The organism is Bradyrhizobium sp. Unk1 (genome assembly GCF_059512345.1).
Genome location: NZ_JCAMOP010000067.1, coordinates 1 through 21,396, shown reverse-complemented (window position 1 = coordinate 21,396; position 21,396 = coordinate 1). Strand labels below are relative to the sequence as shown.

Here is a 21,396-nt window from a genome sequence, read left to right as displayed (position 1 = left end):
GGAGACGGGGATGCCCACCATCAACATCGCGAACCCGAATCTTGAGCAGGCTTCGGACACGACGCTGTATCCGCTGTCGTTCCAGCAGGAACGCATCTTCTACCTGGACGAGATCTCGGCGCAGAAGTCGATCTGGACTCGGGCCTCGTGCCGGCGCCTATCCGGTCTGCTCGACGTCGATGCCCTGGAAGATGCGGTCGTGGCGCTGATCGATCGTCACGCCGCGCTTCGCACCCGGATCACCCTCATCGACGGCACGCTGTTCCAGTCACGGCTCGACGGCAACGACGGCAGCTTCGAGTTCGTCGATCGCTCTTCCGGTCCGGACGGCGGCGGCGCAGACCGCTCCGCAGCCTTTGATGCCGAAGCGCAGAGCCTGCTGAACCAGGAGTACGGGCGTTCCTTCACGCTCGACGGCGGCCGGCTTTTCAAAGTCGTGCTGGTGCGCTGGTCAGACCAGGAGTGGCAGCTCATCCTGAAGCTGCATCACATCATTTCCGATGCCATCACGATTCGCATCCTGTGGAATGACCTGAAACGTCTCTACAGTGCGCGGCGGGTCGGCGGCGGCGACCCGGCACCGCTCGACCTCGATTATGTCGACTACGCGAGGTGGCTGAGAGACCGCTTCTCCGAGCAGAACATCCACGAGGCGGAGGCCTATTGGCTGTCACAGTTCGCTGACAAGCCGCCGGAGCTCGATCTCCCCACCGACCTTCCGGCCCCGCTGCAGCTGTCGTTTTGCGGCGCCGTGGAATCGCGCCCGCTGTCTCCCGATCTCGTCGCCCGGCTGCAGTCGTTCAGCCTGAAGCATCGCGTCGTCCCATTCTCGACGATGCTCGGCGCGCAGGCTCTGCTGCTCTGCAAATATTGCCGGCAGGACGACATCATCATCGGGACGGTATTCTCCGGGCGGCACCACGATCCCAGGCTGAAGGCGCTCGCCGGCTTCTTCGCCAACAGCGTCGCGCTGCGGCTGCGGGTCGACCCGCAGGCCTCCGTCAGCGACTTCGTGCGCCAGGTCCACGACCGTGTGACCGGCGCCCATCGCATGCAGGATTATCCGCTCGAACGTCTCGTCGACCGCCTCGCGCTGGATCGCGAACATCGCCGCAATCCGCTGTTCCGGGCGATGTTCAACATGGTCACCGACTTCGAGCCGACCCACGCGTTCAGCGGCATTCGCGACGAGCGCGTGCTGGAGCCTGAGATCACCGCGACGCAGGTCGACCTGCTGCTCGATTTCCACACTGGTCCCGATGCTGCCGAGCTGCGTCTCGAGTACAATACCGAGCTGTTCGAGCCGCGCAGCATCCGGCGCATTCTCCACCACTACGAGGTGCTGCTCACCGCGATGATTGAGCGCCCGGACGCAATCCTGCGCGATCTGTCGATGCTGGACGCGGAAGAGCGGCAACGGGTTCGTTCGTTCGCCGAAGGCAATGTGGTCCCGGCGGCGGCCGGCCGCGGCATCGTCGGCCTGTTGGAACAACGCGCGGCGCGCACGCCCGACCGGCCGGCATTGCTCTCGTCCGCCGGCACGCTTACCTGCGGCGAGGTCAACCGCAAGGCCAACCGGCTGGCGGCCGCCCTGGTCGATGCCGGTGTCGCCGAAGGCGACATCGTCGCGGTATTGCTCGAACGCTCGCCGGCGATGGTCGTGGCGATCTTGGCGGCGCTCAAGGCCGGCGCCGCCTACCTGCCGATCGATCCGAGCTTTCCGCCGCAGCGGATCGACTTCATCCTGAACGACGGCGGCGTCCGCTGCCTGCTGGCGGCGAGCGAGCCGCCATCCGATCCGCAGGGCCCGCGAGGCCCGCTGCCGGTGATCCGCGTTGACGATGCGGCATCCTACGCCGGACCCGCTATCAATCCGGACCGCAGCTTCGACCCTGAGCGGCCAGCCTATGTGATCTACACCTCGGGCTCGACCGGCCATCCGAAGGGAGTGGTGGTCAGCCATCGCGCCTTGATGAATACGCTCGAATTCCTGGAGGCGAGCTATCCGCTGGCCAGCAAGACGATCCTGTTCAAGACGAACTTCACGTTTGACGTGTCGGCCGCCGAACTGTTCGGCTGGCTGTTCGACGACGGCCGGCTCGCGGTGCTCGATCTTGGCGCCGAGCGCGATAGCCGCGCTTTGCTCGAAGCCATCGAAAAGTTCGCGGTGACGCACGTCAATTTTGTCCCTTCGATGCTGGACGTGCTCCTGGAGAGCCAGCCGGCAGGCGCCGCTTTACCGTGGGACAGGCTTCGCTACGTCTTCGCCGCGGGCGAGGCGCTCAAGCCCGACCTGGTGAATCGCTTCCATCGCCTGGTTCCCAAGGTCCGGCTCGAAAACCTGTATGGTCCGACCGAAGCCGCGATCTACGCCACCTATCATTCCCTGCCGCGCGGGACGGAGGTGGCCTGGGTCCCGATCGGCAGGCCGATTTCCAACACCGGCGCGCATATCCTTGACGAGGCGCTTCGTCCAGTTCCGGTTGGTGTGGTCGGCGAATTGTGGTTGTCCGGCGTCGGGCTTGCGACGGAATACCTGAACCGACCCGACCTGACGGCAGAGCGATTCTGCCCGAGGTCCGACTTGGGAGGCCGCCGCCTCTACCGAACCGGCGACCTCGCAAAATGGGGCGACGACGGGCTGATCTACTACCTCGGCCGCGCCGACAGGCAGGTCAAGATCCGCGGCTTCCGCGTCGAGGTCGCGGAGGTCGAGCAGAAATTGCGTGCTTGCGACGGCGTGGCCGAGGCCGCCGTCACCGTCAGAAGCGACGCGTTCGGCCAGAACAGCCTCGTCGCCTATCTCGCTTTCGACAAGGAACGTCCGACCTCGATCGAGCGGATTTCGAGCGACTTGACCGCATGGCTGCCCGGTTTCATGATTCCCGAAGTGTTTGTGCCGCTCGACCGCCTACCACGGCTTCCGAGCGGCAAGATCGACATCCAACGCTTGCCGGCACCAACCCCGACCGACGCGTCGGCGACCACGGCGCAACGTGCGGCGACCGAGCTCGAACGCAAGATCATCGCGATCGCCGAAGACCTGCTCGACCTCCGTGGCTTGACCCCCGCCAGCAATTTCTTCCACCTCGGAGGCAACTCGCTGCTGACGCTGCGTTTCATCGCGGCCCTCGACAAGGCGCTTGGGACCCGGCTGAGGGCGATGGATTTTCTCCGGCTGCCGACCATCGCCGAGATCGCTGCGCTGATCGAGCCGATGCTTCAGCGGCCATCGTCGATCAAGGATCGCATCGTCATCGTCCAGATCCCGGCGCGCCCGGTGCCGGTCGGCGACATGTCCTGCCGAGACACCTCGCCATGACAGCCGTCGGGATTCGCAAATATCCGCCGATCCCCACCGGCGACCGGACCATTCCCTGTCCGCTGACCTTTCAGCAGGAGCGGGTTCTGCATTTCTGCGAACTCGATCCCGCCAGCTCGATCTGGGACATCAACACCTGCAAACGGCTGGCCGGGCATCTCGACCTGCGGCGGCTGCGCTGGGCGGTCGACCTGTTGGCCGCCGCGCATGCCGTGCTGCGCACCCGGGTGTCACGGCGCGGCGAGCGCCCGGTGCAGACCTTCGATCAGGATCTCAAACGCGCTGTTCGGCACTTCGACGCGTCGGCGGCGGCCGGCCCCGACCGCGACACCGCACTGGCAACCCAGATCGCCGCAATCTGCCGGAATCCGATCTCGCAATGGAGACCCGACGATGCATTCTTCGAGGTCGTGCTGCTGACGCTCGGCCCGGACGATCAGGCGTTGCTGCTGCGGGTCCACCACATCATCGCGGACGCCGCCTCAGTGCTGATCCTGTGGCGAGAGCTGACGTCGATCTACAACGCGCTCACCCGCGATGCGCCGGTCGCAGCGTCGCCGATGACGCTGACTTATTTGGATTACGCGCATTGGCAGCGCCGTCATTTCGATGCGGAGCGGACCCGCGAGCAGGAGGCCTATTGGCTGGCACGGTTCGAAGGCGAACCGCCGGCCCTCGATCTGCCCACCGATGCGGCGCCGTCGCCGGCGATGTCCCTGAACGGCGGGTTGGAGATCGTCGCGATTCCGCTCCACCTGATCGAGGCGTTCCAGCGGCAGAGCTGGGAGCAGCGCGTTCTGCTGTTTTCGAGCCTGTTCGCCGCCTACCTCGTGCTCTTGCAGAAGATCTGCCAGCAGGAGGACATCACGTCCGGCGTGCTGTTCTCGGGCCGGCACTACAGCGCGGAGCTCGCCAACACCGTCGGATTCTTCGTCAACATGGTGGCGGTGCGCGCGGATGTCCGCTTCGACGACACCTTCGAACGGTTGGTGCGGGCGGTGCATGAACGGGTCGAGGAAGCCTATTTCATGCAGGACTATCCGTTCGAGCGGTTGATCCAGACGCTGGCTCCGGCCCGCGGCAATGGCCGGATGCCGTTGGTCCGAACCATGTTCAACCTGGTGCCGGACCCCGAGGACACGACGGAATTCGATGGCGTTGCGCAGGCCCGCTGGATCGATGTCGCCACCCAGACCCAAGCGGTTCAGGTCGATCTGATCTTCGACATCCATTGGGGATCGGCGGGGGCGGAGATCCGGATCGAGTACAACACTGACATTTTCGAACGCGGCACGGTCGCCCGGTTGGGGCGCCACTACATCACCTTGCTCGAGCGGCTGGCGGGTGGCTGGGACATTGGTGTCGACCGTCTCGCCGTGGTCGGCGAAGCTGAAGCGTGTCAGTTGCTCGACGGATGCAACCCGACGCCGTCGCCGTTCGCCGCGGAGAGCTGCATCCACGAGCTGTTCGAGCAGCATGCTCGTCGCCGGCCGGCGGCGATCGCGCTGGTCGATAGCATCGAGCGGATCAGCTACGGCGACGCCGACCGCACATCCAATCGGCTCGCCCGGCTGTTGCGGGCCCGCGGGGTCGGGCCGGACAGCATCGTCGCCGTCATCGGCCGCCGCTCGGTGGAGATGGTGCTCGGCGAACTCGCCGTTCTCAAAGCGGGCGGCGCCTACCTGCCGCTCGGCCGGGACAGCCCGGCCCGCCTTTGGGACGACATTCTGCGCGACGCGCGGCCGCAGGTCGTGATCATGCCGAACGACGATCGGCGCGACCTCGATCTCGACGTCCCGGTTCTGCGTCTGCGCGACGCCGAGGCTCCAGGCATCGACGATGGGCCGTTGCCGCACGTGACCGGGCCGTCGAATCTCGCTTACGTCGTCTACACCTCGGGTTCGACTGGAAAACCCAAAGGCGTCATGGTCGAGCATCGCAGCGTCGTCAATCTCGTGACCAACGTCGATTATCTCGAATTCCGCCCGGACGACCGGATGCTTCAGACCGGGGCGCCCGCCTTCGATGCGACAACGTTCGAGATCTGGGGCGCCTTGCTCAACGGGCTACCGCTCTACCAGATCGACGACGAGACCCTGCTAGACTACGTGGCGTTTGACGACGAACTCGCCCGGCACGGCATCACGATCCTGTTTCTCGTTCCGGCGCTGCTCAACCAGTTCGCGCATGCCAACCCCTCGGTGTTCCGTCCGCTGCGCTATCTCATCACCGGCGGCGACGTGGCGTCGACCCAGCACGTCGAGCGGATTCGGAGAGCCAACCCCCGGCTGACGCTGATCAACGCCTACGGCCCAAGTGAGAACACCACCTATTCGACATGTCACGTGGTCACTGGTGTCGAGCCGCGGACGATACCGATCGGCAGGCCGATCCCAAACTCGACGGCCTATGTCTTCGACCGTCACATGCTGCTGACCCCGACCGGCGTGGTCGGCGAGCTTTACGTCGGGGGCGTCGGTCTTGCGCGGGGCTATCTTCATCTTCCCGCACTCACCGCCGAGCGTTTCGTCACGAATCCTCACGTGGCGGGGGAGCGACTCTACCGCACCGGAGACTTGGTCCGTCGCCGCGCGGACGGGGTGCTGGAGTTCGTGGGCCGGGCCGACCGGCAGATCAAGATTCGGGGCTTCCGCATCGAGCCCGGCGAGATCGAGAACCGGCTTCTCGAGGACGGCCGCCTGCGCGAGGCCTGCGTCGTCCCGGCCAAGGCCGACGACGGCGGCGTCTTCCTGTGCGCCTATTACATTGCCGCCACCGATGTGGGCGCGCAGGAGTTGCGGCAGCAACTGGCAACTCGGCTTCCGGCTTATATGCTGCCATCCGCCTTTTGCCGCATCGAGATCATGCCGCTGACCGAGAACGGCAAGATCGATTACCGCGCGCTGCCCGAGCCACGGCGGTGGATGGCTGAACCGCGGTCCGTCCGCGCCCCCGAGAGCGCGGCGGAAATCGCCATTGCGAGGGTCTGGGAAGAGCTGCTCGAGACCCGGAATGTCGGCGCAACCGCGAATTTTTTCGAGATCGGAGGCCATTCCCTGAAAGCCAGCGCCCTGGCCTCGCGCCTGAGCAAGATGTTCGGACTGAAGATCACGCTCAGGAACGTGTTCGATGCGCCAACCGTGGGGGAGTTGGCGCGGCTGGTCGGCTCACTGGCGCAAATGGAGCACCGAGATGGCGTCGCCGGTTGAGCAGGGCTACTATCCCGCGTCCGCGAACCAGAGGCGGATGTATATTCTCAACCGGCTGTCGCCGGACGGCATCGCCTACAACGTGCCGGTCGCGATCCGGCTGAATGGCAAGCTCGACGCGGTCCGCCTGCAGGACGCGCTCTCGGCGCTGGTGACGCGCCATGACAGCTTGAGGACGTCGTTCGGGATCGTTGGCGAGACGATCATCCAGACGCTTCAGGCGCCGCTCCGCGTCCCGCTCGATTTCGAGAGGGCGCGCGGCAAGAGCGAGGTCGAGGCGATCAAGCGACGCTTCGTCCGGCCGTTCGATCTGCATCGGCCGCCGCTGCTGCGGGCCTGTCTGATCAGGCTGGGCTCGCTCAAGCACGTCCTCTTGCTCGATTTGCACCACATCATCTGCGACGGCGTGTCGATCGACATCCTGAGCGACGAACTGGGCCGGCTCTATGATGGCCAGACGCTGCCTCCGCTGCCCGCCGACTACAAGGACTTCGCGCTGTGGCAGCGGGAGTTCGCCGGCAGCGAGGAAGCCGAGCAGCAGCAGAACTACTGGCTCCGCCTGCTCGAGGGTGAGCGGACGGCGCTGAACCTGCCGACCGACCTCCCGCGGCCGAGCACGCAGTCGTTCGACGGCGACCGGGTGACGCTTCGTCCCAATCTGCGGCTCACCGCCGCGTTGCGCGAACTCGCGGCGGGCAACCGCGTGTCGATGTACATGTTGCTGCTCGCCGCCTACTACGTCGTACTCTCGAAATATTCGGGCCAGGACGACCTGGTGGTCGGCACGCTCGCGGCCGGACGCAACGCCGAACGGTTTCAGGGCGTCATCGGGTTGTTCGTCAATACCCTGGCGCTGCGCAGCCGGCCTCGCGGCGAGCTCGCTTTCAGCGACTATCTGCAGCAGGTCCGCGACGAGTGCCTCGACGCATTCGAGAACCAGGACAGTCAGTTCGAAGATCTGGTCGATCGCATCGCGCCGCTGCGCGATCTCGGCCGCGGCCCGCTGTTCGACACGATGTTCACCGCGCTGTCGTCGAATGCAACGCCGACGGTTTATGGCGGCATCGAATTCAGCCCTTACGAACTCGACTACGCGATCGCCAAGTTCGACCTCACCTTGACCGTTATCGAGCAACAGCACGGCGAGCTGGAATTCGACTTCGAGTATTGCACCGACCTGTTCCGCCGCGACACGATCGAACGCCTGTCCGCCCATTACGTCACGGCACTCGAGGCTGTTGTGGCCGACCCCGCGATCCGGCTGCGCGACATCGACGTGTCGGGCGTCGACGAAAGGCGGGCCGTTGTCACGGATTTGCCGCAGCCGACGGATGCGGCGCAGAGCGTGGTAGAGCTGTTCGAGATCCAGGCTCGCACAAATCCGGCAGCGCCTGCGATCGCGTGCGACGGCAAGGCGATCGACTACGCGACCCTCGACCGCCTCTCGAGCACGATCGCGGCGCGGCTGCAGGCGGCCGGAGCGGGACCGGGGGCGATCGTCGGCCTGGTCGCCGCGCCGTCGATCGAGGCGGTCGCGGCGATCCTCGGTATCCTCAAGCTCGGCGCCGCATTCCTTCCGATTGACCCGAGCACGCCGGCAGACCGTTTCCGGACGATCGCGGCGGGGTCGGGGATGGCGGTGGTGCTGCTGCCGACCGACGCCGACCCGCTCGCGGGCCTCGGGCCGGTGGATCTCGCCCTCGACCGCGCCGCCGGCGACGTGGAGGGTGGGCTACCCGACCGCGCAGCGGTGACCGGCGGCGACCTCGCTTACGTGATCTACACCTCCGGCTCGACCGGGTTGCCCAAGGGCGTGATGATCTCGCACCGCGCGCTCGCCAATTACGTCAGCTGGGCGGTGCGGACCTATATCGGCGATTCGCCCGCCGCCTTCGCGCTGCATTCGCCGCTTTCGGTCGATCTCACCATTACATCTGCTTTCGCGCCGCTGGTCTCGGGAAATCGGCTCGTCGTTTACCGGAACGACGACGCCATGGGATTGATGCGGGATATTCTTCGCGACGATCAGGTCGAGGTGCTCAAGCTGACGCCGACGCATCTGGCGTTGCTCGCCGAGGCGATGCACGAGGGTGCTCCCGCCAACCGCCGGCTGCGCGCGTTGATCGTCGGCGGTGAAGATTTCAAGACCGGCCTGGCGAGGAAAGTCGACAACGGCTTCGACGGCCGTGTCGAACTCTACAACGAGTACGGGCCGACCGAGGCGACGGTCGGCTGCATGATCTACAAATTCGACCCCGCGGTGGACAAGGCGGCGTCGGTGCCGATCGGAACGGCGATCGACAACGTCGCGGTCCTGGTGCTCGACCGCTACGGGCTGCCGGTGCCGAGGGGAGCGATCGGCGAATTGCATATCGCCGGGGCCTGCCTGGCCGACGGCTACCTGAACAATCCCGACATGACGGCCGAGCGGTTTGTCATGCAGCGCCTCGGCGGTCACGAGATCCGCCTCTACAAGACCGGCGATCTCGCGCGCATGCTGCCAAGCGGTGCGCTGGATTTCCTCGGGCGCAACGACGATCAGGTCAAGCTGCGCGGCTTCCGGATCGAACTCGGAGAGATCGAGACGGCGTTGCTGCGCTGCCCCGGGGTGATCGATGCAGTGGTGGCGCCGCGGACCGACGCGGCCGGCGATTCCTATCTGTGCGCCTATGTCGTCGCGGCCGGCGCGATCGAGACCGCCGACCTCCGTCGCCTTCTGGCGCAGCGCCTTCCGGCGCACATGGTTCCGTCGCGCGTGGTTATCGTCGATCGCCTTCCGATCGGGCGCAGTGGCAAGGTCGACCGGACAGCGCTGCCCGACCCGGGCGAGCCGACCGGGAGCCCAGGCTCGGCCGCACCCCGCTCCGCGGTGGAATGCGCGATTGCTGTCATTTGGGAGCAGGTGCTGGGCGTTCAGCGGATCGGCCTCGACGATGACTTCTTCGATCTCGGCGGGCAATCACTGAAGGCGACCCTGATGATTGCCCGCGTCAACCGCGAGCTGCACGCCGGTGTCACGTTGCGCGACGCCTTCGTGCGCCGGACCATCCGCGGCCTCGCCGGCCTGGTCGATGAAACCAGGGAGGACCCGTGCGCAGAGATAGCAGCCGTCGCTCCCCGGGATTATTACCCGGTCTCGGCGGCGCAGAAGCGGCTGTTCATCATCCATCAACTCGCGCCACAGGATGTTCAGTACAACGTCCCGTTCGCATTGAACGTGACCGGGCAGTTCGATCGTGCGCGCTGGCTCGGCGCCTTCCGCGCGCTGCTGGCGCGGCACGAGTCGCTGCGGACCTCGTTCCTGCTGGTCGACGACCAGATCGTTCAGAAGGTGCATGCCGAGGTCGATTTTGCCTTCGAAGGCCGAGCTTCCGGCGCTTCCGCATCGCTTGCGCAGGCGATCGAGGGGTATGTCCTTCCGTTCGACCTCGACCGGGCGCCGCTGCTCCGAGCTACCATACTGAACGCCGGCCCGGTCGAGCACACGATTCTCGTCGATCTCCACCACATCGTCGCCGACGGGCTTTCGATCGACATCATCATCGACGATCTGCGCGCGCTCTACGAAGGCCGGACGCTGGAGGGCGTGGCTGTCCAGTACAGGGACTACGCCGCCTGGCAGCATGTCCATTCCGCGAGCGCGGAGGTGCGGAGCCAGGAGGCGTATTGGAGAGCGGTGTTCGAGGGGGGAGCGCCGGCCCTCACGCTTCCAACTGACTTTCCGCGCGGGGCCATCCGCTCGTTCGATGGGGACCTCATGAGCTTCACGGTCGATGCGGCGCTCGCCGAACGGCTGCGCGCGATCGGTCGGGCCACCGGCGCGACCCTGTTCATGACACTGCTGGCCGCCTACACGGTCCTGCTGTCGAAGTATACCGGCCAGGAGGACATCGTCGTCGGCATTCCGGTGGCGGGGCGGAGGATGGCCTCGCTGCAGCGAGTGGTCGGAATGTTCGTCAACACGTTGGCGACGCGGAACCGGCCGCGCGGCGAGCTTCGCTTCGTCGACTATCTCGATACTGTGCAGGCGCACGCGCTGGATGCCTACGACAACCAGGACTACCAGTTCGAAGAGTTGGTGGACAGGCTCGAGATCGAACGCGACCTCGGCCGGAATCCGCTGTTCGACACGGTGTTTGCGACGCTCGAGGGCGGACGCAGGGCGTTCCAGGCCGATGGCGTCACCGTTCGCATCGAGAACGTGCCCTGGAAGATCTCGAAGTTCGACCTGACCCTGCTGGCCGAAGAGCGCGAGGATTCCATCGTCTTCGAACTCGAGTACTGCACCGGCCTGTTCCGGCGCAACACCATCGAGCGCATGGCGAACCACTTCGTGCATCTGCTGGAGCAGATCGCATCCGACCCGGCGCGGCTGCTCCGCGATCTCGATCCGCTGACTGAGCAGGAGCGCCGGCAAGTCCTGGTGGAGTTCAATCGCTCCGAGGCCAATTATCCGGCAGGCCGGACCGTTCACGAACTCATCGAGGACCAGGCGGAACGGACGCCGGAAGCGCCGGCGGTCGTGTTCGGCACGCAGACGCTCTCTTACGGCGAATTGAACCGACGCGCCAACATGCTGGCGCGGCTGCTGGTTCGCAACGGCATCGCCGTCGAGGACATGGTCGGCATCGTGGCGGAGCCGTCGCTGGAGATGATGATCGGCATCCTGTCGATTCTCAAAGCCGGTGCGGCCTATCTGCCGATCGACGCCGACTGCCCCGCCGATCGCGCCGCGATGATGCTTGAGGATAGCAAGGCCAAGATGGTTGTTTTCGCCGGCGTCGAGCCGTGGGGCGAGGTGGGGCGGCCGTCGCTCGACCTCAGCCAACCGACGCTCTACCGAGGCGATGAGGCCAATCTCGGGGTCACCGCATCGAGCCGAAACCTCGCCTATGTCATCTACACCTCCGGAACCACCGGGGCGCCGAAAGGCGTCATGGTCGAGCATTCCGCGGTCAACAACCTGTGCGCCTGGCACATTCGCAGCTTCGCGCTGTCCAACGCCGACCGGACCACCAAATACGCCCGCTTCAGTTTCGATGCGTCGGTGTGGGAGATCCTTCCTTCGCTGCAGGCTGGCGCCGCGCTGCATATTGTCCCGCAGGAGATCCGGCTCGACCTCGCCCGGCTGGCCCGCTATTTCGACGACGCCGGCATCACCGTCAGCTTTCTGCCGACGCAGATCTGCGAACTCTTCGTGCAGTTCGACAATCGGTCGCTGCGGCTCCTGCTGACCGGCGGCGACCGCCTGCGCCGCGGCGGCCGCGGCCGCTACCAGCTCGTCAACAACTACGGGCCGACCGAGAGCACCGTGGTGGCGACCAGCGGCCCGGTCGTCGCGGCCGACGGACCGATCTCGATCGGCAAGCCGATCGCAAATATCCGCGTCTATCTGGTCGACAAGGCCGACAGGCCGGTCCCGATCGGCGTTCCGGGCGAATTATGCATCGCCGGAGCGGGGCTCGCACGCGGTTACCTCGGCGATGCCGTGCGGACTGCCGAGAAGTTCGTCGCCAACCCGTTCGAGCCGGGAGAGCGGCTCTATCGGACTGGGGATGTGGCGCGGTGGCGGCCGGATGGATCGATCGACTATCTCGGACGCACCGACGGCCAGGTGAAGATTCGCGGCTGCCGCATCGAGCCGCGCGAGGTCGAAACGGCGATCCTCGCCCATGAGGCGGTGAGGGATGCCGTCGTCGTCGCCCGCGAAGATCGCAAGGGCGACAAGCAGCTCTCCGCCTATATCGCATGGCGCGACGCCGCGCGCCTGACCGATCTGCGGGCCTCTCTCGGCCAGCGGCTTCCTAACTACATGCTGCCGGCGTTCTTCGTGACGCTGGACGAAATCCCGCTGAATGCACGCGGCAAGGTCGATCTGGCGGCGCTGCCGCCCGCAGACGGCGAAGCCCCGACCACCGGCGAGGCTCCCCGCACTTCCGCCGAATCTTGGCTGGCCGCGATCTGGCAGCAGGTTCTGGACCGGCAGCATGTCGGCATTCACGACAATTTCTTCGCGATCGGCGGCGATTCGCTGCGCGCCACCATCATGATCGCCAAGGCCAACAAGGCGTTCGGCACCGCCGTCGCGCTCGGCGCGGTGTTCGACCGGCCGACCATCGCCAGATTGGCAGAGGACTTCGCTGCGGGGTCGGAGAGCGCGGCGCCGAGCTTGGTGCCGGTGGAGAACCGCCTGCACTACGCCGCGACGCCGACTCAGGGGCTGCTCTACGCGGTCTGCACGGCCCGCGGCGGCGTCGAATACAACCTTCCGATGGCGTTCGAGATCGGCGGCGACCTCGACATTCCGCGGCTCGAAGGCGCGTTCCGCGAGGTCATCGACCGGCATGAAGCGCTGCGCACCGGGTTCTTGAGCGTGGACGGCGGTGCCGTTCAATACGTCGTTCCGAAGGTGGATTTCTCGATCGCCCGTCTGCCGAGGTGCGGCGACGCGGAGATCGGGGAGGTCACGCGCGACTTCATCCGGCCGTTCCAGCTGTCGGCGCCGCCGCTGATCCGGGCGGCGGTGGTCCCGCGCGATCCCGGCCGCCATGTTCTCCTCATCGACATGCACCACCTGGTCAGCGACGGCACCTCGATGGGGCTGCTGTTCAAGGAGATCGCGGCGCTCTATGCCGGTTCACGTCCGCCGCGCCCCGGCATCACTTACAAGGACTTCGCGGAGTGGCTTCAAGGCCATTTACGCAGCGACCGGATGCGCGCCCACGAGGCCTATTGGCGCCAGGTCCTCGATTCGCCTCCCGACACGATCCGGCTCGAGTCGGATTTTCCGCGCAAGGAGGCATTTGCATTCGCTGGAAGCCGGATCAATTGTACCGCCGACGCGGCGCTGCACGACGGCCTCAAGGCGCTTTGCACGCGCCAGGGCGTCACGCTCTATATGCTGCTGCTCGCCGCCTATAATGTGCTGCTCTCCAAATACAGCGGCCGTGAGGACATCATCATCGGCGTGCCGACGGTCGGCCGCTATCTCGCCGACGTTCACGACGTGGTCGGGATGTTCGTCAGCACACACGTTATCCGCAGCCTGCCGCGCGCCGAGCGGCGCTTCGACGAATTCCTTCAGGAGGTCAAGGCCGGGGTGCGCCGTGCCGTCGAGCACCAAGAGTATCAGCTCTGGGACATCATGGTGCAGCACAACGTCGCCACCGGGAAATTGCTGTTCAGCGCCGTCTTCGTCGTTCAGGATCAAGCCTTCACCAGCATGGAGATTCCGGGCCTCGAGATCGAAGAGATCGACCCGCATTACAACGTCGCGAAGTTCGACCTGACGATGGGTGCCGTCGAGCGGCCGGGGCGCCTCGATATCGAGATCGAATACAACACGGATCTGTTCCGCCGCAGCACTGCGGCGCGGATTGTCGGCCAATATCTGCACATTCTCGACCAGATCGTCGCGGACCCCGGCCGGATGCTGAGGCAGATCGAAATCGTGACGCCGGCCGAAAAGTCGGCCTTGCTATTCGGCGTCCGGGACACCGCTCCGGTCGGCGACGACGACGACGCTTGGACGGCGGCGACCGTGGTCACCCTGTTCAAGCGGCGGGTCCGCGCCGCTCCGGATCGCGTCGCCGTGGCCGTTGACGGCATCACCGTGACCTACCGCACCCTCCACCAACGGACGCAGCAGCTCGGGCGGCGGCTGGCGGCGGAAGGTGTCGGGCCGGGAATGATCGTGGCGCTCCTCGCTGCTCCCTCAGTAGAGATGATCTCCGCCGTCCTTGCGATCTGGGCGACCGGCGCGGCCTGCGTTCCGCTCGCAACCGACGATCCGCCGCGGCGGGTCGCGGCCCGACTCGCCGAGACTGCTGCGGCGCTGTTGGTCTGCGACCGCGATTCCAAGCCGGACGAGCTCGGCATCTCGGCGCTCCTGCTCGACGGCGCGACCGAACCGGAAACGGTCGCGGCTCTTCCCGATGGTCCGGCTGATCCGAAGGCGCTTGCCGTCGTCGGCGTCGCGACCGACCGCAGCGGAATTCGGAAGCACGTCATGATCGAGCACCGATCATTGCTCGACCGCGCCCGATGGTTCATCGACAGGTTCGCGATCGTCGAGGCTGATCGCACTGTGATGTGCGGCGACCTGAGCTCGGGTGCCGCCTTGCTCACGCTGATCTCGACGTTGTGCGCCGGCGCCTCGGTCTGGATCGCACCGGAGGAAGCGCGCCAGTCTGCCACGACGCTGGTGAAGGGGGTGAGCGACAAAGGCGTGACGGTCGGCTGGCTGCCGGCGACGCTGTGCGAACGGCTCGCCGGGACCGCGGGGCTGCCGTTGCGGACGCTGATTGCGACCGGCGGCGCCATCACCCCTCTGCGGCGCGGCAATTACGAACTCGTCACCTGCTTCGGCCTGCCGGAGCACACCGAGGTAACGACGTGCAAGCCGGTGACGGCCGAGACGGCCGGAAGCCTTGTCGGCACTCCGATCATCGGTTCGGAGACCTATATCCTCGGTCACGACGACAGCCTTCTGCCGATTGGGGTAACCGGCGAACTTTGTCTCGGCGGGGCCGGCCTCGCGCGGGGGTATCTCGGCGAGGAGCCATCGATCTCGCATGGTTTCACACCAAACCCGCACGTCCCCGACGGTCGCATCTTCCGCTCCGGTCTTCGCGCAAAACGGCTTGCGGACGGCGGCATCGAACTGATCGACTGCGGCGGCGATGTGGAGATCGACGGCCATCGGGTCCATCTGGCCGAGATTGAACATTGCTTGCGCGAGCATGCAAACATCGCGGACGCGGCCATCGTGCGGGGCGCTGCGGATCGGCTCCAGCCGAAGCTGTGCGCGCTCGTCGTCACCACCGGCGTGCTGCCGGAATCGGCCTCGGCATTGGTCCGCGACCTGAAGCGACATCTCGCCGAGTGGCTGCCGCGGTACATGATCCCGGAGGCATACGTCCAGGTCGCCACCATCCCGCGCGACGAGACGGATCGGGTCGCAGTCGAGGCTCTGCCGATACCGGCAAAGCAATCGCCGCCGGTACCGACGGCAGATGCTGCGGACCCGAGCCTCGTTCCCGCGATCCGGACCATCGTCGAAGAGCTTGTCGGCGTGCCCGCGGTCGACCCCGCGGCCGACCTGCGCAACGCCGGCCTGACCTCGCTTGCGGCGATGACGCTGCAGTCGCGCCTCACGGCCCGGTTCGGTGTTGCCCCGAACCTGTGCCGATGGCTGCAGGCGCCGTCGATCGCGAACCTTTCCCACCATCTCTCGGAGGCTTTGCGCGGCGAACGCCAGGCCATCACGCCAACAGGGGAAACGCCGCCGCCATGATGCGACACGATTCCATCGCCGCCGCGATCCAGGATGTGCTCGACCTGCACCGCGATCGCCTCGCGCTCCTCGCCGGCATCGATCGGCCGAAGATCGGTTATCTGTCGATTCAGACCCCCGAGGAAATCCTGCTGGCCGCGGGCGCGATCCCGTTCCGGCTGACCGGCGAGTACAGCACCGAAACCGACGGGGCGAGCGTGCATCTTGGCAGCAACTACTGCTCCTACGTGCTGAGCTGTTTCGGCGAGGGACTCGCCGGCTTGTACAGCTTCGCGGACGCGGTCGTGTTCGTCGATGCCTGCGATATGCGCAAGCGGCTGTGGGAGACCTGGGCTCGGACCGTTCCCGGTTGTGAAAGCTGGTTCCTCGAACTTCCCAACGACGCGAGCCCATTGTCGAAATCGTTCTTCGCCGGTCAGCTCCGCAAGCTGATCAGCCGGCTGGAGCAGCGCTACGGCCGGCCGATCGGCGAGGGCGCGCTGCGTGACGGCATCGCGCGGTGCAACCGCACACGCGAGCTGATGCAGCGGCTGCACGACGGCAACAAGCGTGGCGGCCCGCTGCTGACGGGACAGCAGTCGATCGACCTCGTGAAGGCAGCAACAACGGGTTTGAAGGACGAGTTCAACGATCGCCTGGCGGCGCTGCTCGACTCCGCCGCTTCGCAGCAACCCCGGGCCGGCCGGCAGCGACACCGGGTATTGATTTGCGGCAGCTATTTCGATCAGCCGGCGATCGTGGAGGTCATCGAGGCCACCGGCGCCGACATCGTCTGCGGGGATATCAGCAATGGGGTCAAGTATTTCGAAGGACAGATCGATGCCGACGCGGAGCCGGTGGCGGCCATCGCGGACTACTATCTCGAAAAGCACACCAGCGCGCGTTGCATCGATACCGACATTCGGGTGCGGCACCTGTTCGACCTAGTGCGGGACTATCGCGTGGAATCGGTGATCTACTTCGCCCTGAAATTTTGCGACACCAACCTGCACGACTACCCTTACATCAAGGAAAAATTGCGCGAGATCCCCGTTCTGTTCATTGAAGGCGAGCACAACGGCAGCAATATCGCCAGTATCAAGACGCGTATCGAGACGTTCCTGGAGCCGCGATTTTTCTGAGGAGGCGAGATGGACCCGGACAACATCGCGCAGCAGCGCGCTACTCAATACGAGAACATGCTGCGTCTGATCGGACGCCAGCGGGCGCCATCGGAAGAGGCCGCGCCGGCCCTCGCCGCGACCCGGATGCGGTCGGTCATGAACTGCGACCGGATCGCCGAGGCGTATAGGGCCGATGCGAAGGTCGCTTATGTTTCCGAGCAATTCCCGACCGAGATCGTCTTCGCCGCGGGTGCTCTGCCGTGGAACATCGAGTCGATGTCGAACATGCTGGCCCAGTCGCTCGACATCGACCAGGTGTTTCTGCTCACCCAGGAGCGCGAGCTGTCCCGCGACATCTGCTCGTTCCTTCGGGGGCCGTTCGGGATGATGCTCGCCGAATGCTATCCGCGGCCGAATTTCGTGCTCACCAACGACCAGCCCTGCGAGGGGCTTCTCAAGACCATTTTTATGTCCGGCAAGCGCTACGGGGTGCCGACCTTCGCGCTGCACACGCCAAATCTGCTGGATCAGGATGCGCTCGACTATCTCGTCCAGCAGATCGAAATCATGCTGACCCGGATCGCCGGGGTGTTTCAGTCCGATCCCGATCCCGAGTGCCTGCGCAGCAGCATCGTGAATTCGAATCGCGCCCGTGAGTACTACCGCAAAGCGGCTCTGCTGCTCGAACGCCACGCCTTGCCCGGCGTGGCGCGCGAGCTTCTGGAGATATTCGGAATGAACTATTTCGGCGCGCCAGAGAACATCGATCTCTGCAAGACCTTGTACGAGGAGGCGGTGGTGCTGGCCGAGACCACGGCGCCGAAGCGCCCGCGTGTGATGTGGATCGGCCAGACCCCGGGTGAATCCGACGAGCTGCTTCGGCATCTCGGCCGGTCCGTCGACGTGCTGTACTGGGCGCCGCTGTGGGAAGCGAACCTGATGGCGCTCGACGAAGAGCAGCCGCTGCGAAGCATCGCCGAGCGCGCGATCCGCTATCACTGGAACGCGGAAAGAATGGAATGCGACCTCGACCACATCACCGACGCCTACCAGGTCGAGGGATACATCATCGCCAACACCTGGGGGTGCCGAAACATGATGGCCATCGGTCCGACGTTCCGATCTCTGGCGGCGCGCAAGCGAATCAAGAACCTGACGATCAGCATCGATCCCGTCGATCGCAACAATTACGCCTTCCCCCATATTAAGAACCGCGTCGATGCGTTTCTGGAAACATTGCAGTGAATGAGAGAACGCGATGATTACGCTCGGTATTGATATCGGTTCGCTGTCGACCAAGTCGGTCCTGATGGAGAACGACGAGGTGGTGGCATTCGACGTGGTCCTGACCGGAGGCACCAACCGCAAAGCCGCTGAGACGACGTTTGAGAACGTCCTCACGGCGTCCGGGTTAAGGCGAGGCGACGTCAAGTTCGTCGTTTCGACGGGGTACGGGCGGGAGAATCTGCCGTTCGCCGACAAGCACGTTTCGGAGATCACCTGCCACGGAATCGGCATGCATCTCAGGAACCCGGACATCCGGACTATTCTTGAGATCGGCGGCCAGGACAGCAAGGCAATCCGCATCGACGACGGCGGGCGCGTCGAACAGTTCGTTATGAACGACAAATGCGCCGCCGGCTGCGGACGCTTTCTCGAGGTGACTGCGCGCGCGATGGGCATCGGACTCTCCGAGCTCGGCGAAGCCTCGGCGCTGGCGCGCAACCCGCTTCGGATCAGCAGCACCTGCGCGGTATTTGCCGAAACCGAAATCGTTTCCCTCGTCGCCGTCGGAACGCCGGTGCCTGACATCGTCCGGGCCGTTCACGACTCGATCGCCCAGCGCGCGGTCGTGCTGCTGCGCCAGGTCGGAATCAGCGGGCCGGTCGGGATGAGCGGTGGCGTGGCGCTCAACAGCGGCGTGGTCCGCGCCCTCGAAGATAAACTGCAGACCAGCATCTACATCGTCGACAATCCGCAGGTGCGAGGCGCGATTGGTGCCGCCTACATCGCCCAGAGACTGGCCTGAGGCGGTTCTGCAAAATCGGGGCCGACCGTCCGATCGAAGATCGAGATGAAATGGAAACGGAGAGCATGATCCGGCGAACCAAACACCGATCCGCGAATAAGGCCATGCTGAAGCGGCGGGGGCGGAGCGGGGGGATGGCTCGGAGAAACTTTGCCACGCTTTGGTTGGCGCGACGGCGAAGCGACGGCTTGTTCGGGGGGCGACCATGACGGCTGTGACGATGTCCGGTTCGACAGAGCCGACCCACTATCACGCGATCGGCCGCAGCAACCTTCCCGAACTGCCCGAGTGGCAGAGACTCGACGCGCAGCTTCGTCACGAGATCGACATCGTGGCGCGGGTGCTGCCGTTCCGGACCAACCGCTACGTGGTGGAGAACCTGATCGATTGGTCGCGGGTGCCGGACGATCCGATCTTTCAGCTGGTGTTTCCTCAGCGTGGCATGCTGTCGGAGGCTGATTTCGACGACGTTCGAACCCTGGTGGAAAGCGCCGACGATACCGAGGTGATGGCGCGTGCGGTCGAGCGAATTCGTCGCCGCCTCAACCCGCATCCCGCCGGCCAGCTCACCCACAACACGGCGACGCTCGCCGGCCGTCCGCTCCCGGGCGTGCAGCACAAATATCGCGAGACCGTGGTGTTCTTTCCGGCCCAGGGGCAGACCTGCCACGCCTACTGCACCTATTGTTTCCGCTGGGCGCAGTTTGTCGGCGTGCAAGGGATGCGGATCGAAGCGAGGAGCACCTCCGACCTCGTCGCCTATCTCCGGGTGCACCCGAAAGTCACCGACGTCCTGATCACCGGAGGCGATCCGATGATCATGGCAACTCGAACGCTCCGGCGCTACATTGAACCGCTGTTGGCTCCCGAGCTGGCGCACATCCAGAACATCCGGATTGGCACCAAATCGGTCGCCTATTGGCCGCACAGGTTCGTGTCGGATGCCGACGCCGACGATTGCCTCAGACTGTTCGAGCAGGTTGCTGCGGCAAACCACCATCTCGCCATCATGGGGCACTACACTCATCCGGTCGAACTCCAGTCGCCGCTCGCCCGCGAGGCGATCCGGCGCATCCGCGACACCGGCGCCCAGATCAGAATGCAGGCGCCGCTGATCCGTCACGTCAACGATGCCCCCGAGCTGTGGTCGGAGCTATGGCGCACCGGCGTGCGGCTCGGACTGATCCCCTATTACATGTTCATCGAGCGAGACACCGGCCCTCGCGACTATTTCTCCGTGCCGCTGGTCCGCGCCCACGAGATCTTCCGGCGTGCCGCCGCGAACGTCTCCGGCCTCGCGCGCGCGGCGCAAGGGCCGACGATGTCCGTGCTTCCCGGAAAGATTAGAATCCTGGGCGTCGTCGCACGCAGCGAGTTGGTGGATCGTCAGGAGCCCGCGGTGTTGCGCAACGGCGGCGCCGGCGCGCCATCGGCCGATCCGCAGGAGCAGATTCTGGTCTGCGACTTCCTTCAGGCACGGGACGCGCGGTTGAACCAGATGGTGTTCTTTGCCGCCTTCGATCCCGGCGCAACCTGGCTCGACCAGATGCGGCCGGCATTCGGCGGCGAGCGATTTGCCTTCGAGCTGGCCGCTGACCGCGATCGAACAGCTCCGCTGCACGCGTTCAGCGAATGCCTGCTGGACTGATGCCGCACAAAGGACGACGAGCCGCAGTCCGGGATCGTGAGCACGCTGAATAGAGTGTTGCGCTGACCAATTGAGCCCGCCGCTCTCCTCTTAAGGTCAGGGCATTCCCGCGGATCCGAAGATGAATCAGATGGTGCTGACGCTGGAACGTAAGCGTGGCGTTGAGGCCCTTGAGAATTTTTGTACTCGATCCTGAGAGCACCGCTAGAAGAGTCATCTTCTGCAAGGGTGCTCACAATGGACGATCATTCGGACGACATAAGACGACCGTTGTCACCGCGTATCGAAGTGTACGCAGGCGCAGGTCGAAAGCGCTGGCCGGACGATTTGAAGGCACAGATTGCCGCGGAAAGCCTTGAGCCGGGGGCGATTGTCACAGATGTCGCGCGTCGCCATGGGTGCCGACCCCAGCAGGTGCACGACTGGCGCCGCCGGGCGCGTTTGGGCCAGTTAGTGCTGCCGGCTTCGGCGGACACGCTATCGTTCGTGCCGGTGGTATCGGAATCGGCGCTACCGGCAGCCGCAGAGCCCACCGGGTCGCCGGAAGCAGCCGTTGTGACGGTTGAACTCCAGGGGGCGCGAGTGGAGGTGCGAGGGACGCCTGGCCTTGCTGTGTTGAGTGATGTGTTCTTGGCGCTTCGACGGATACGTTCATGCTGATGCCGCCCGCGAGCCTCATGATTTACGTGGCGACGCAACCTGTGGACTTCAGAAATTATGCGGAGCCCACGATTATGCGGAGTGTGCGGCGGGAAGTTGGTTCCCGCCGCGGTCTTCTCGCCTATTTCAC

Annotated in this window: 8 protein-coding genes; all 8 read left to right on the top strand. The window is 65.3% G+C overall.

Annotated features, from left to right (window positions below; all coding sequences use genetic code 11):
* Nucleotides 1-10: 10 nt before the first annotated feature.
* The gene (locus AC5ZFO_RS44065) at nt 11-3,322 is read left to right on the top strand and encodes a non-ribosomal peptide synthetase (protein WP_496123804.1); all 3,312 of its coding nucleotides are present in this window, start codon (nt 11-13) and stop codon (nt 3,320-3,322) included.
* Nucleotides 3,319-6,531: a non-ribosomal peptide synthetase gene (locus AC5ZFO_RS44060; protein WP_496123803.1), complete on the top strand. Its 3,213-nt coding sequence runs from the start codon at nt 3,319-3,321 to the stop codon at nt 6,529-6,531. The genes AC5ZFO_RS44065 and AC5ZFO_RS44060 overlap by 4 nt, the downstream gene beginning before the upstream one ends.
* Complete coding sequence (locus tag AC5ZFO_RS44055) at nt 6,515-15,826, top strand: non-ribosomal peptide synthetase (RefSeq protein WP_496123802.1); 9,312 nt, start codon at nt 6,515-6,517, stop codon at nt 15,824-15,826. The genes AC5ZFO_RS44060 and AC5ZFO_RS44055 overlap by 17 nt, the downstream gene beginning before the upstream one ends.
* A gap of 35 nt (nt 15,827-15,861) precedes the next feature.
* Complete coding sequence (locus tag AC5ZFO_RS44050; RefSeq protein ID WP_496123801.1) at nt 15,862-16,947, top strand: 2-hydroxyacyl-CoA dehydratase subunit D; 1,086 nt, start codon at nt 15,862-15,864, stop codon at nt 16,945-16,947.
* A 9-nt stretch (nt 16,948-16,956) separates the two neighbouring features.
* Nucleotides 16,957-18,174 carry a 2-hydroxyacyl-CoA dehydratase family protein gene (locus AC5ZFO_RS44045; RefSeq protein WP_496123800.1) on the top strand — a complete coding sequence of 406 codons (1,218 nt, stop codon included), beginning with the start codon at nt 16,957-16,959 and terminating at the stop codon, nt 18,172-18,174.
* Nucleotides 18,175-18,187: 13 nt separating this feature from the next.
* Nucleotides 18,188-18,958, top strand: coding sequence for an acyl-CoA dehydratase activase (locus AC5ZFO_RS44040; RefSeq protein WP_029084257.1), 771 nt, complete (start codon nt 18,188-18,190; stop codon nt 18,956-18,958).
* A 205-nt stretch (nt 18,959-19,163) separates the two neighbouring features.
* The gene (locus tag AC5ZFO_RS44035; protein ID WP_496123799.1) at nt 19,164-20,606 is read left to right on the top strand and encodes a KamA family radical SAM protein; all 1,443 of its coding nucleotides are present in this window, start codon (nt 19,164-19,166) and stop codon (nt 20,604-20,606) included.
* Between the two features lie 237 nt (nt 20,607-20,843).
* Nucleotides 20,844-21,266, top strand: coding sequence for an IS66-like element accessory protein TnpA (tnpA, locus tag AC5ZFO_RS44030; RefSeq protein ID WP_496123798.1), 423 nt, complete (start codon nt 20,844-20,846; stop codon nt 21,264-21,266).
* The last annotated feature ends 130 nt before the right edge of the window (nt 21,267-21,396 follow it).

Bases quoted from the DNA above. Each gene is read 5' to 3' on its own strand.
- AC5ZFO_RS44065 (WP_496123804.1), top strand. From the start codon at position 11: ATGCCCACCATCAACATCGCGAACCCGAATCTTGAGCAGGCTTCGGAC.
- AC5ZFO_RS44060 (WP_496123803.1), top strand. From the start codon at position 3,319: ATGACAGCCGTCGGGATTCGCAAATATCCGCCGATCCCCACCGGCGAC.
- AC5ZFO_RS44055 (WP_496123802.1), top strand. From the start codon at position 6,515: ATGGCGTCGCCGGTTGAGCAGGGCTACTATCCCGCGTCCGCGAACCAG.
- AC5ZFO_RS44045 (WP_496123800.1), top strand. From the start codon at position 16,957: ATGGACCCGGACAACATCGCGCAGCAGCGCGCTACTCAATACGAGAAC.
- AC5ZFO_RS44040 (WP_029084257.1), top strand. From the start codon at position 18,188: ATGATTACGCTCGGTATTGATATCGGTTCGCTGTCGACCAAGTCGGTC.
- AC5ZFO_RS44035 (WP_496123799.1), top strand. From the start codon at position 19,164: ATGACGGCTGTGACGATGTCCGGTTCGACAGAGCCGACCCACTATCAC.
- tnpA (WP_496123798.1), top strand. From the start codon at position 20,844: ATGGACGATCATTCGGACGACATAAGACGACCGTTGTCACCGCGTATC.